The following is a 12,716-nucleotide window of genomic DNA, read 5'->3' as shown; positions in this document are numbered from 1 at the left end:
TCCGATGTGGTGCGTCGATGACTTCATGATGCCCCACGAAGAAAGCGCTTTCTATCACCCGAACGGGTAATTGTGGCGCTTCGATTCTGAAATCTAGCCTGATCGACAGAAAGCGCTTTCTACCGCTTTCTACAGACCCGACCGACAGGACGGACCGGAGGAGACTCGTCATGGAGCGCAGGACAATCAAGATCGCGATGAACGGCGTGACCGGCCGGATGGGATACCGCCAGCATCTGGTCCGGTCCCTCCTCGCCCTGCGCCAGCAGGGCGGCCTGGACCTCGGCGACGGCACGGTGCTGTGGCCGGAGCCGGTGCTGGTGGGCCGGCGCGAGGCCGCCCTGCGGGACATCGCCGGGCGGCACGGCCTGGAGCACGTCAGCACCGACCTGGCGGCCGTGCTGGCCGACCCGGAGGTGGAGGTCTATTTCGACGCCCAGGTGACCGGAGCCCGGGAGGCGGCCCTGCGCCGGGCGCTGGCCGCCGGTAAGCACGTGTACTGCGAGAAACCGACCGCGCTCGGCTTCGCCGCCGCGCTGGAGCTGGCCCGGCTGGCGAGGGCTGCCGGGGTCAAGCACGGCGTGGTGCAGGACAAGCTGTTCCTGCCGGGCCTGCTGAAGCTGAGGCGGCTGGTGGAGGACGGCTTCTTCGGCGAGATCCTCTCCGTCCGGGGGGAGTTCGGCTACTGGGTCTTCGAAGGGGACCGGCAGCCGCCCCAGCGCCCCTCCTGGAACTACCGGGCCCAAGAGGGCGGCGGCATCGTCGCCGACATGTTCCCGCACTGGGACTACCTGCTGCACGAGCTGTTCGGCCGGGTCCGCACGGTACAGGCCCTGACCCGTACGCACATCGGCCGCCGGTGGGACGAGGAGGGCAGACCCTACGAGGCCACGGCGGAGGACGCCGCCTACGGGATCTTCGAATTGGAGGGAGGCGCCGTGGCCCAGATCAACTCCTCCTGGACGGTCCGGGTGCACCGCGACGAGCTGGTGGAGTTCCAGGTGGACGGCACCCGCGGTTCGGCCGTGGCCGGGCTCCGTACATGCAGGATCCAGCACCGGGCGACCACGCCGAGACCGGTCTGGGATCCGGACGTGCCGACCGCCGAGCCCTTCCGCGCGCAATGGCGGGAGGTCCCGGACGACGGCCCGGTGGACAACGGGTTCAAGGCCCAGTGGGAGCTGTTCCTGCGCCATGTCGTGCGGGACGAGCCCTGGCGGTGGGACCTGCTCGCAGGAGCCCGGGGGGTGCAGCTCGCCGATCTCGGCCTGCGCTCCTGCGCGCAGGGGCGGCGGCTGACGGTGCCGGAGGTGACCCTGTGAACGGGATTCCGCTCCCCACAGCGGAGGGAGGGCTCCACCTGTACCGGCCGACGGCCGCTCCGCTCGGACCGTTCTCCTCCGCCCCGGCCCGCAGCCGCGTCCTCTACGCCGCCGCCCATGTGGCCGCGGCCCCGCCCGGCGGGCCGGGCGGGGGCGGGCCGGTGGTCGACTGGGAGGCCACGCTGGGCGCGCGGCACCGCCTGTGGGCCCTGGGCCTCGGGGTCGCGGAGGCCATGGACACCGCCCAGCGGGGAATGGGGCTGGGGTGGCCCGGCGCGGCGGAGCTGATCCGCCGGTCGACGGCCGAGGCCCGGGCGGCCGGCGGCCGGATCGTCTGCGGAGCGGGAACCGACCAGCTGCCTCCCGGCCGGGTGCACCCGCTCGCGGCGATCACCGCCGCGTACGAGGAGCAGCTCGCGCACATCGAGGACTGCGGGGCGGGGGCGGTCCTGATGGCCTCCCGCTCCCTGGCCGCGGCGGCCCGTGGTCCCGAGGACTACCTGGAGGTGTACGGGACGCTGCTGCGCCGGAGCTCCCGCCCGGTCGTGCTGCACTGGCTGGGCCCGGTCTTCGATCCGGCGCTCGCGGGGTACTGGGGGCATGACGACGCCGGAGAGGCCGCGGAGATCCTCCTGAAGATCGTCGGCGAGTGCCCGGGGAAGGTGGACGGGGTCAAGGTCTCGTTGCTGGACCCGGAGCGGGAGAAGGAGCTCAGACGCCGGCTCCCGGCGGGCGTGCGGTGCTACACCGGGGACGACCACCACTATCCGGAACTGATCGCCGGGGACGGGGAACGGGCCAGCGACGCGCTGCTGGGGATCTTCGGGCCGATCGCCCCCCTCGCGGCACGGGCGGCGCTCGCCCTCGACCGGGGGGACCCCGGGGGCTTCCGGGCGTTGCTGGATCCCACGGTCGCGCTGTCGCGGCACCTGTTCGCCCCGCCGACCCCGCTCTACAAGACGGGAGTGGCACTGCTGGCCTGGCTTGCGGGGCATCAGGAGCATTTCACGATGCTGGCCGGGCTGGAGTCGGCCCGTTCGCTCCCGCATCTGGCGCGGGCCTACGAGCTGGCCGATCTGCTGGGCCTGTTCCCCGACCCGGAGCTCACCGCGGGCCGGATGCGCCGGCTCCTCTCGGAGCAGGGGGTGGAGTCGTGAGCCGGGTGGCGGCCCCGGCCCGGTTCAGCCTGAACCAGGAGACGGTGCGGCAGTGGTCGGTGCCGGAGCTGGTGGCCGGCTGCGGTGCGGCCGGAGTGGCGGCGGTGGGGCTGTGGCGGGACCCGGTGCGCGGTTTCGGGGTGCGGGAGACGGCGCGGCTGGTCGGCGCCGCCGGGCTGCGGGTCAGCTCGCTGTGCCGGGGCGGGTTCTTCACCGCTGCCGATCCGGCCGGCCGTGCGGCCGCGCTGGAGGACAACCGGCGGGCCGTGGAGGAGGCGGCCGAGCTGGGTGCGCAGGCCCTGGTCCTGGTCTCGGGCGGGCTGCCGCAGGGCGAGCGGGACCTGGCGGAGGCGCGGCGGCGGATCACCGGATTCCTGGGCGATCTGGTCCCGTGGGCCGCCGGGCACGGGGTACGGCTGGGGATCGAGCCGCTGCATCCGATGTTCGCGGCGGACCGGTGTGTGGTCTCCACCCTGGGGCAGGCCCTGGACATCGCCGAGCAGTTCCCGGCGGACCGGGTCGGGGTGGTGGCCGACTCCTACCACCTGTGGTGGGACGAGCGGCTGCCCGGCGATCTGGAGCGGGCCGGCGCGGGCGGGCGGATCGTCTCGGTGCAGGTGGCCGACTGGGTGACCCCGCTCCCCGAGGGCGTCCTGCTGGGGCGGGGGCAGCTCGGGGACGGCTGCGTCGATCTGCGGGCCTTCCGCGAGCTGGCCGACCGGGCCGGGTACCGGGGTGCGGTGGAGGTCGAGATCTTCCATCCGGGCCTGTGGGCGCGGGACGGTCACGAGGTGCTGCGGGAGGTGATCTCACGCTACCGCGAGCACGTCGAATGAGCCGGGCCGTCCGCCGGGGGCCGAGGCCCCTCCGGCGGTCCGTGGGCGGTGTGGCTGGGGGAAGGGGGGTGACATAACGTGCGCGTATGGATCCAGAGCACATACCCGGGGGCGCCGGGGGCGCGGGCAGGCGGCGGTTCCTCGCCATCGCGACGGGGGCGGCCACCGCCGCCGGGCTCGGCTCGGTCGCCGGCTGCGCGGGTGCCGGGGAGGCCGGGAGTGAGGCCGCGCTGAGGGGGAAGGGTGCGGGCGGGGAGTCGCCGTCGGCGCCCGGCCGGGCCGGTTTCGACGTGCGGGCGGAGAACGCGCTGCCCGGCAACGCCGACTGGCACGTGGTCAAGGCCGGACCGGATCGGGCCATCGAGGGCTTCACGGACAAGGTCAGCGTGCTGCCCGGGGAGTCGTTCGGGCTGCACGTGTCCACCACCGCGCCCCGGTTCACGGTCTCCGCGTACCGGATGGGCTGGTACGGCGGGGGCCGGGCCCGGCTGGTGTGGCGTTCCGAGGCTCTGCCGGGGGTCCGTCAGCCCGAGCACACGGTGGACGCCGCCACCCGGATGGTCCGCACCCGGTGGGCGCGCACCGCGACGGTGGACACCAAGGGCTGGCCGGAGGGCTGCTACCTGCTGAGGCTCGACGCCCAGGGCGGGGAGGGGCAGCGCTTCGTTCCGGTGACCGTCCGCTCGGCGGGCACGGCGGGGCGGACCGTGATCGTCAACGCGGTGGCAACCTGGCAGGCGTACAACCGCTGGGGCGGTTACGGCAGCTACGACGGTCCGAGCGGGGCCTATGCCTCGCGTTCGCTGTCCGTGAGCTTCGACCGGCCGTACGAGTACGACGACGGGGCGGGGCTGTTCCTGGTGTACGAGGCGCCGCTGATCGCGCTCGCCGAGCGGCTCGGGATACCCCTCGCGTACGCGACGACCACCGATGTGGCGCGCGAGCGGCGGCTGCTGGAGGGGGCGGCGGCGGTGCTGTCGCTCGGCCACGACGAGTACTGGTCGCCCGAGCAGCGGGCCCACTTCACGGCGGCCCGGGACGCGGGCAGCAACATCGCGGTACTGGGCGCGAACTGCTGCTTCCGCCGGATCCGGCTGGAGCCCTCCGAGCTGGGCCCGGACCGGACGCTGGTCTGCTACAAGTCCTCCTACGACCAGGACCCCGGCTTCAAGCGGGGACAGCCGGCGACCGTCGACTTCCGTTCGGCGCCGGGGGCCGACCCGGAGAGCTCCCTGCTCGGCGTGATCTACGACGGCTACCCGGTGGACGCCCCGTACGTGGTGGTGAACCCGGGCCACTGGCTGTTCGAGGGGACGGGCGTGAAGGCGGGCGACGGCTTCCCGCATCTGGTCGGCGTGGAGTACGACAAGGTCAACACGGGTTTCCCGACTCCGCGGCCGATCGAGATACTGGCCCACTCCCCGGTGGTGTGCGAGGGCCGTCCGAGCCATCAGGACACGGCCTACTACACCGTGCCGAGCGGGGCGGGGGTCTTCGCGACCGGCACGATGCGCTGGGTCGAGGCCCTCGACGCGACCGGCGACGGCCGCGGCGGCGCCAACCACGGCCTGGACGCCCGGGCCGGCGCGCTGACCACCCGGGTGACGGAGAACCTGCTGCGCGTCTTCGCCGCGGGCCCGGCCGCGAGGACGCACCCGGCGCAGGACAACGTCAAGGCGGTGTACGGGAGTTCATGAGCCACGCCGACGGCCGGAATTCGGTGGACCGGGTACGGGCGAGGTGTTTAGGATCAAGGCGACGGCATCGCGTGCCGGTCACCGACCGGGTGAGGCATGGAGGTGCCGTGATGCCTTGTGGAGGCATTCACACATGTCCGTCCAGTTGAACCACACGATCGTCCACTCCCGTGACAACCGGGAGTCCGCCACATTCCTGGCGCACATCCTCGGTCTCGAAGTCGGCCCGGAGTGGGGTCCGTTCATCCCGGTGGAGACCGGAAACGGGGTGACCCTGGACTTCGCGACCATCCCCGCCGAGTCCATCACCCCGCAGCACTACGCGTTCCTCGTCTCCGAGGAGGAGTTCGACTCCGCCTTCGAGAAGATCCGGGCGGGCGGCGTCGAGTACTTCGCCGATCCGCACCGCAAGCACCCGGGCGAGATCAACCACAACGACGGCGGGCGCGGGGTCTACTTCCTGGACCCCGTCGGACACGCCATGGAGATCATCACCCGCCCCTACGGCGGCTGACGAGCACCCCGGGGGCCCGCGGCGCACCGCGCCGCGGGCCCCGCGCCCGGCGGCGGCTCAGCCGAGGCCGGTCTCCGGTACGGGACCGGCCGGCTGCTCCGGGAGGTAGACGATGCTCGGAGCACCCGTCGCCGGATGGACGGCGATCCGGGTGGCGACCCCGTAGACCTCCGCCAGCAGCTCCTGCGTGAGCACCTCGCGCGGCGGCCCCTCCGCCACGACCCGGCCGTCCGCCAGCACGTACAGCCGGTCGCAGAAGCACGCGGCGAGGTTGAGGTCGTGCAGGACGAGCAGACCGGTCACCGGAAGCCGCCTGACCAGCCCCAGGACCTCCAGCTGGTAGCGGATGTCGAGGTGGTTCGTGGGCTCGTCCAGGGCAAGCAGCCCGGGTTCCTGGACGAGGGCGCGGGCGACGAGGGCGCGCTGCCGCTCCCCGCCCGAGAGACCGTCGAAGCGGCGCCCGGCGAGGGCGGACACCCCGACGGTCTCCAGCGCCCGCGCCACGCGCCGCCGGTCGTCCGGGCCGTCCTGTTCCCAGAACCTCTTGTGCGGGCTGCGCCCCATGGACACGACCTCGCCGACCGTCAGCCCGAAGGTGCCGCCCGCGTCCTGCGGGACCACCGCCACCCGCCGGGCGCGCTCCCTGACACCCAGCGCCGAGGCGTCGGCCCCGTCGAGCAGCACCCGGCCGGCGGTGGGCCGCAGGGCGCCGTAGACGCAGCGCAGCAGCGTCGTCTTGCCGCTGCCGTTCGGCCCGACGACCCCGACCGTCTCGCCGGGCCGGGCGGTGAGCGCGATCCCGTCCAGCAGCGTCCGCCCGTCGGTCTCGTAACGCAGTCCCTCGACCGAGAGTTCCAGCGGACGCCCCGTCATCCGGTCACCCCTTCGCTGCGGGTGGACCTGCGCAGCATCCACAGGAAGAACGGGCCGCCGGCCAGCGCGGTGACCACGCCGACGGGTATCTCCCCGGGCGCCGCCGCCGTCCGGGCCAGCAGATCGGCCAGGCTCAGGAAGACCGCCCCGGCCAGTGCGCAGACGGGCAGCAGCGCCCGGTGCCCGGCGCCGACCACCATGCGGGCGGCGTGCGGAACCATCAGGCCGACGAAGCCGATCGCCCCGCTGCAGGCCACGAGCACCCCGATGACCAGGGAGGCGAGGACGAACACGGCGGCCCGGAAGCGGCCGGTGTCCAGGCCGAGGGTGCGGGCCCCCTCCTCCCCCGCGAGCAGCAGGTCCAGGGGGCGTGCCAGGGTGACGAGCACGGCGGTACTGGCGAGCAGCGCGGCCGCCGGCAGGGCGAGTTCGTCCCAGCGGGCCCCGCCCAGGCCGCCCAGCGTCCAGAAGAGCACGGAGCGGAGCTGGTCGGGGTGCGCGGCCAGCACCAGGACCAGGCTGGTCAGCGCGGACAGGACGTACTGCACGGCCACCCCGGCCAGGATCAGCCGCCCGGTGGTCATCGTGCCACCGCGCCGGGCCAGGGCGTAGACGGCGACGAGTGCGGCGAGGGAGCCGGCGAACGCGGCCAGCGGGAGTCCGGCGGCGGTTCCCGCGCCCACCCCGAGCACGATGACCAGCACCGCCCCCGCCGACGCGCCCGAGGAGGCGCCCAGCAGGAAGGGGTCGGCGAGGGCGTTGCGGACGAGGGCCTGGAGCACGGCGCCGGAGACCGCGAGCCCGGCGCCGACCACGGCCCCGAGCAGCACGCGCGGCATCCGCACGTCCCACACGATGGAGGCGAGGGCCCCCCGTCCCCCGGGTCCGGCCAGCAGGACGTCGAGCACCCGGCCGGGGGCGATGCGTACGGGTCCCAGGGCGAGCCCCGCCACCATCGAGGCGGCCAGCGCGGCCGCGAGGAGCACCAGGGCGGCCGTGGTGCGGCGGTACCCGGTCACGCGGCGTCGGGGTGCAACTGGCGGCCGAGGGACTCCACCGCGTCGGCGACGCGTACGCCGAGGACGGCCGAGGACAGCGGCAGCACGACGAACCGGCGGTTCTTCACGGCGGGAACCTCCGCCAGCGCCGGATCGTTCAGCAGGCGCTGCTTCTTGGCCTCCACGGCGGTGCCGCCGTAGTCGTAGATGAGAATGGTCTCGGGCCGCCGCTCGATGACCTTCTCCCACGGCACGTCGCCGAAGGTGTTCTGGAGGTCGGCGAACACGTTCGTCCCCCCGGCCAGGGAGACGATCTCGTTGCCGATGCCGTTGCCTCCGGAGGTGAAGGCGGAGGACTCGCCCGAGTCGTAGACGAAGACGGACGGCCGGGCCCGGTCCCTGACCCGTGCGGTGACGGCGTCGATCCGGCGCTGCTGGTCCTCGATGAGGGCCGTGCCGCGCTCGGGCACGCCGAAGGTCCGGGCGACCTCGGTGATCTCGGTCTTCAGCTGGGCGAGCCCGACGCGGCCGGGGGTGCAGTACTCGACGCTGAGCCGGGAGCCGATCCCCGAGCCGGCGAGCCCCTCGCGGTCACGGCCCTGCCCCTTGTCGAAGGCGCTGGAGTACCCGCCGTACACGAAGTCCGGGTCGGCCGCGAGGAGCACCTCCTTCGACGGGTACTCCTTCGCCAGCACCTTGATGCCCTCGTAGGCGCTCCGGTAGGCGGGGAGTACGGCGTCGTCGAGGTAGGCCGTGCCGGCCATCCGGTCCTGGAGGCCGAGGGCCAGCATGATCTCGGTGGCGTGCTGGTTCATGGTGACGGCGCGTTCGGGCGGGGCCTGATACGTGCTGGTCACACCGCAGTTGGTGACGGTGTACGGGAACCCGGGCGCGGACCGGGCGCCGGGGGCGGGCCGTTCCTCCCCGGACGGACCGCCGCACGCGGTCAGGGAGAGCAGGAGCGCGAGCGCGGTGAGCGGGCGCGGGGCGGCGCGGAAACGCGGCATGGTGAGGCCTCTCCGGGGGATCCTCGTCCCCGGTCGAAGTGAAGAGGCGGTGCGTCAGTGTCTGACTCCCGGGACCCCGCGGACGGGGTCGCCGGTCACAGTGGCGGGACCGCACCGGATTCACACCGGTTTCCTGGCCCGCACCGCCCGGGACAACCCGGCCAAGTCTGCCAGATGCCGCGTTTGCCCCACAGTGGGGATCAAGGGGGCCGCCGGTGGCGGGAGCGCCCGGCACGGAGGATCGTGGGCGGCGAGGGGGGTGTGGAGGAGGTCGGTCATGCGTCACGGCAGCCATCCGGGGCACGGCGGTCCCGGGCGCACGGCCAGGGCCGGCCGGCTCCTCCTGGCCCCCCTCCTCGCGGCGCTGCTGCTCGGCGCGGGCACCGGCGGTTCCGGCGAGACCGTCTCCCTCGACGGTGACCGCCCCGGCGAGCGGCTCGACGTCACCCTCACCGGGGTCGTCGACCCGGCGGGCCCGGCGCCGGCGCCCGGGGCCGACCGGCTGGTCGCCGTGGAGCTGCGCCTGGAGAACACCGGAACGGTGCCGTACGAGGACTCCCCCGCCCCGGCCGCGCACCTCCTGGACACCACCGGGCGGCGCTTCACCGGCCTGAGCGATGCCACGGACGCGGGCCCGGCTTTCCCCGGCACCGTCAGCCTCGCCCCCGGCGGATCGGCGACGGGGTACGTCGTCTTCCGGCTGCCGCGCGCATCGCGCCCGGCGGCGGTGCAGTTCGCCCTGGACGCGGGGCTCGGCGACGACGTCGCCCACTGGAGCCTGTCGTGATCCGCTGCCGGAACCAGCCGGAAATTATCTCGACGTATCTAGTGACTTAGCAGGCACCCGCCAGTAGAACTTGTTCCCACTCCGCCGAGAGTGAGGAACGCCACATGAGTGACAAAGGCCTGCACAGCAAGGTGTCCCAGGGTGTCTCCCGACGTGGATTCATCGCTGGAACTGGTTCTCTTCTGGGGGCCATGGCCCTGGCCGTCAATACCGTCCCGGCCCGTGCGAATCCCGCCACCGCCTCCGCCACCGTCTCCGCCTCCGCCAACGCCCCCATCACGTCCGGGACCCATGTCCCCGCCCTCGTCATCGGCACCGGGTACGGCGGCTCCGTCGCCGCGCTGCGGCTCGCCCAGGCCGGTGTCGACGTCCACATGATCGAGATGGGCATGGCCTGGGACACCCCCGGCACCGACGGCAAGATCTTCGCCAACACCACCAAGCCCGACTACCGCTCCTTCTGGCTGCGCACCCGCACGAAGGCGCCGCTGAGCAATTTCCTCGGCTTCCCCATCGACAAGGACGTCCCGAAGTACACGGGCATCCTCGATGCCGAGGAGATGGGCGGGATCATCGTCTACCAGGGGCGCGGCGTCGGCGGCGGTTCGCTGGTCAACGGCGGTATGGCGGTGACCCCCAAACGGCAGAACTTCGCCGCGATCCTCCCCACCGTCGACGCCGAGGAGATGTACTCCACCTACTACCCCCGGGCCAACGCCGGGCTCGGGGTGGGGCTCGTCGACCCGGACTGGTTCGAGACGGTGGACTGCTACCAGTTCGCCCGCGTCGGCCGCAAGCACGCCCAGCGCTCCGGCTTCCCCTTCGTCTTCGTGCCCGACGTCTACGACTGGGACTACATGAAGCAGGAGGTGGCCGGCACCGTCCCCAAGTCCGCGGTGGACGGCGAGATCCTCTACGGCAACAACGCCGGCAAGAAGTCCCTCCAGAAGACCTACCTGGCCGCCGCCCGGGCGACCGGCAAGGTGGCCGTCTCCCCCCTGCACCGGGTCACCACCGTCTCCCCCTCGGACGGTGGCGGCTACACGGTCGCCATGGAGGAGCTGAACACCTCCGGTGACGTGGTCGCCGTCAAGACCGTGACCGCCGACCGGGTGTTCTTCGCCGCCGGCAGCGTGGGTACCAGCAAGCTCCTGGTGCGGCTGAAGGCGACCGGCGCGCTGCCGCTGCTCAACGACGAGATCGGCAAGGGCTGGGGCGACAACGGCAACGTCATGTGCGGCCGGGCGAACCACATGTGGGACCCGACCGGGAAGGTCCAGGCCTCCATCCCCTGCGGGGGCATCGACAACTGGGACGCGGGCGGCGCGTTCGCCGAGGTGGCCCCGCTGCCGACCGGCATCGAGACGTACGCCTCCTTCTACCTCTCCATCACCAAGAACCCCAACCGGGCCGAGTTCACCTGGAACGCGGCGACGGGCAAGGTCGAGCTGAACTGGCAGACCGCCTGGAAGCAGCCGTCCATCGACATGGCGAAGACCATCTTCGACAAGATCAACGCGAAGGAGGGGACGATCTACCGCAGCGACCTCTTCGGCACCAACAAGGTCTGGGGCGACCACCTCACGTACCACCCGCTCGGCGGGGCGGTCCTGGGCAAGGCCACCGACAACTACGGGCGCCTGCACGGCCACCCGGGCCTGTACGTCATCGACGGAGCGCTGATCCCCGGCAACACCAGCGTCAACCCGTTCGTGACGATCACGGCCCTGGCCGAGCGGAACATCGAGAAGATCATCGCCACGGACCTGTGACGCGGGACGGTCACGGTCACCGGGGCCGGCCGGGCGCGGTGCGCGCCCCGGCCGGCCCCGCCGCCGTTCAGCTCCCCGGCAGCACACAGACGCCGTCGAGGCCCAGGACGTGGTTGAGCCGGCCGAAGGCGAGCCAGGACCCGATGCTCATGCTGAGCTCCACGATCTCCACCTGGCTGTAGTGCGCGGTCATCCGCTCCCAGAACTCCTCGTCGAGGTTGTGGTGGTCCAGGGCGTAGCGCTCGGCGTACTCGGCGGCCAAACGGGTGCGGTCGTCGAAGGCCCGGGTGGTGCGCCACTCGGTCACCGCGTCGGCGAAGTCCTCCTCGACCTTCTCCCCGTCCCGGTCGGTGCGCCAGTCGAGGCAGAAGAGGCATCCGTTGATCTGCGCGATGCGCAGCCGGGCCGCCTCGAACTCGCGCAGGCCCAGGGTGGTGTGGGCGTACACCGACAGGGAGAAGTTGGCGGCGGCCATGCCGATGCCGGGGACCAGGTCGCCCCACACGTACTCGATGGGGTGCTGTCCGTCGGGGACGTCGATCCTCATGGCTGTTTCCTTCCGAGTTTGCCGACTGCGGGGCGCAGCGGGACGTCGAGGGCGTCGTAGAGCCCGGGTTCCGCCTCCACCAGCCAGTCGATGGCGCCGACCAGCCGTCCGACGGCGGTGGCGTTGCCGCCCGCAGAGCGGTTCTCGCCCTCGTCGGTGGCCTCGACGGTGACCTCGATGCGGGGACGGCCCTCGATGACGACCCGGTGGGCGCCCGCGCCTCCGTCCGGCGGGGAGGGCCAGTCGGGGGCGCAGGAGGCGTGGATGCGGGTGACGTGTTCGATGACGATGTGGGGCTCGCCCGCGACGATGCCCTGGACCTCGAAGCGGATGGCGCCCTGGGTGCCGGCCTCGAACACGCCCATGGTGGGGGTGGTGACGGTGGTGTCGAGGGCGCGCCGGTCGGTGGTCTCGCGGATGTCGTCGAGTTCGGCGCCGAGGGCGCGGGCCATCATCCGGATCTGCCCGCCCCACACCATGGTCGGGACGGAGGGCATGAGCATCATCGGCTCGTAGTCCATGGGCCGGCCCATGCCGACCAGGTTGCGGACGGAGTCGGGCTGGTCGTAGGTGGAGTAGTCGAAGATCTCCTGGCAGCGGATCGCGTCCACCGTGGTGCCCAGTCCGCTGAGCAGGAGCGGGAGCACGTCGTTGCCCCAGCCGGGGTCGACGCCGGAGGCGAAGAGGGAGCCGCCGCCCTCGGCTATCGCCGCCAGCACCGGGTCGCGGAACTCCGGCGGGGCGCTGCGGTGGTCGTAGAGGGGGTAGAGGGCGGGGCTGACGACGGCCGCGCCCGCCGTGACGGCCCGGGTGATGTCGGCGAGGGCGTCGTCGGGGCGGACGTCGCCGGACGCCGCGTAGACGACGGCGGCGGGGCGGGCCGCGAGCACCGCCCCGATGTCATCCGTCGCCGCCACCCCCAGCCTGCGGCCGAGCCCGGCGAGTTCGCCCGCGTCGCGGCCGACCTTGGCGGGGTTGTGGACGATGACTGCCGTGAGTTCGAGCGCCGGGTGGGCCTCGACGGCGCGGATCGCCGCGCGGCCTACGTTGCCCGTGCCCCAGACCACCGTGGGAATCATGCGCGGAGGGTAGCGACGGGTCGCGGAGGAACCCAGGGGCGCGGAGGATGTTTTTCGGACCGGCCGGCACCCGGAACCCCGGGCACGGGGAAAGGATTCGGCAGGCCCGCCTCCCGCCCCGTACGCT

Annotated in this window: 12 protein-coding genes and 1 riboswitch; of the genes, 7 read left to right on the top strand and 5 right to left on the bottom strand. The window is 72.9% G+C overall.

What is annotated here, in order from left to right:
• Positions 1-170 precede the first annotated feature (170 nt).
• The 5 genes from ABT403_RS03855 (at position 171) to ABT403_RS03835 (ending at position 5,526) form a co-directional block, all read left to right on the top strand.
• Positions 171-1,322: a Gfo/Idh/MocA family protein gene (locus ABT403_RS03855; protein WP_344157912.1), complete on the top strand. Its 1,152-nt coding sequence runs from the start codon at positions 171-173 to the stop codon at positions 1,320-1,322.
• Positions 1,319-2,479, top strand: coding sequence for a DUF993 family protein (locus tag ABT403_RS03850; RefSeq protein WP_425580174.1), 1,161 nt, complete (start codon positions 1,319-1,321; stop codon positions 2,477-2,479). The genes ABT403_RS03855 and ABT403_RS03850 overlap by 4 nt, the downstream gene beginning before the upstream one ends.
• Complete coding sequence (locus ABT403_RS03845) at positions 2,476-3,315, top strand: sugar phosphate isomerase/epimerase family protein (protein WP_425580173.1); 840 nt, start codon at positions 2,476-2,478, stop codon at positions 3,313-3,315. Before ABT403_RS03850 ends, ABT403_RS03845 begins: the two co-directional genes overlap by 4 nt.
• Positions 3,316-3,401: 86 nt before the next feature.
• Positions 3,402-5,012 (top strand): N,N-dimethylformamidase beta subunit family domain-containing protein, encoded by a 1,611-nt coding sequence (locus ABT403_RS03840; RefSeq protein ID WP_344157909.1) that lies wholly within the window; start codon positions 3,402-3,404, stop codon positions 5,010-5,012.
• A gap of 133 nt (positions 5,013-5,145) precedes the next feature.
• Positions 5,146-5,526, top strand: coding sequence for a VOC family protein (locus ABT403_RS03835; RefSeq protein ID WP_344157906.1), 381 nt, complete (start codon positions 5,146-5,148; stop codon positions 5,524-5,526).
• A gap of 57 nt (positions 5,527-5,583) precedes the next feature.
• On the opposite strand, the gene ABT403_RS03830 is transcribed toward ABT403_RS03835, so the two are convergent.
• The 3 genes from ABT403_RS03830 to ABT403_RS03820 are packed head-to-tail and all read right to left on the bottom strand — an operon-like array spanning position 5,584 to position 8,404.
• Positions 5,584-6,399: an ABC transporter ATP-binding protein gene (locus tag ABT403_RS03830; RefSeq protein WP_344157903.1), complete on the bottom strand. Its 816-nt coding sequence runs from the start codon at positions 6,397-6,399 to the stop codon at positions 5,584-5,586.
• Positions 6,396-7,418: a FecCD family ABC transporter permease gene (locus tag ABT403_RS03825; protein WP_425580172.1), complete on the bottom strand. Its 1,023-nt coding sequence runs from the start codon at positions 7,416-7,418 to the stop codon at positions 6,396-6,398. The genes ABT403_RS03830 and ABT403_RS03825 overlap by 4 nt, the downstream gene beginning before the upstream one ends.
• Positions 7,415-8,404, bottom strand: a complete 990-nt coding sequence (locus tag ABT403_RS03820; protein WP_344157900.1) for an ABC transporter substrate-binding protein — start codon at positions 8,402-8,404, stop codon at positions 7,415-7,417. Before ABT403_RS03820 ends, ABT403_RS03825 begins: the two co-directional genes overlap by 4 nt.
• Before the next feature lie 35 nt (positions 8,405-8,439).
• Positions 8,440-8,577, bottom strand: a riboswitch (cobalamin riboswitch).
• Between the two features lie 104 nt (positions 8,578-8,681).
• On the opposite strand from ABT403_RS03820, the gene ABT403_RS03815 reads away from it, so the two are divergent.
• Entirely contained in the window at positions 8,682-9,191 is a 510-nt protein-coding gene (locus ABT403_RS03815; protein WP_344157897.1) for a DUF4352 domain-containing protein, read from the top strand.
• A 104-nt stretch (positions 9,192-9,295) separates the two neighbouring features.
• Entirely contained in the window at positions 9,296-10,963 is a 1,668-nt protein-coding gene (locus ABT403_RS03810; RefSeq protein ID WP_344157894.1) for a GMC oxidoreductase, read from the top strand.
• A 67-nt stretch (positions 10,964-11,030) separates the two neighbouring features.
• On the opposite strand, the gene ABT403_RS03805 is transcribed toward ABT403_RS03810, so the two are convergent.
• Together ABT403_RS03805 and ABT403_RS03800 are read right to left on the bottom strand one after the other, a co-directional pair.
• Positions 11,031-11,510 (bottom strand): carboxymuconolactone decarboxylase family protein, encoded by a 480-nt coding sequence (locus tag ABT403_RS03805; RefSeq protein ID WP_344157891.1) that lies wholly within the window; start codon positions 11,508-11,510, stop codon positions 11,031-11,033.
• Complete coding sequence (locus tag ABT403_RS03800; protein WP_344157888.1) at positions 11,507-12,589, bottom strand: NAD(P)H-dependent amine dehydrogenase family protein; 1,083 nt, start codon at positions 12,587-12,589, stop codon at positions 11,507-11,509. Before ABT403_RS03800 ends, ABT403_RS03805 begins: the two co-directional genes overlap by 4 nt.
• Positions 12,590-12,716 lie beyond the last annotated feature (127 nt).

This window comes from Streptomyces sp. NPDC000075, from assembly GCF_040301925.1.
Classification (GTDB): domain Bacteria; phylum Actinomycetota; class Actinomycetes; order Streptomycetales; family Streptomycetaceae; genus Streptomyces; species Streptomyces polychromogenes.
Note: the sequence above shows the minus strand (reverse complement) of the source record. Positions and strands in the feature narration are given on the sequence as shown.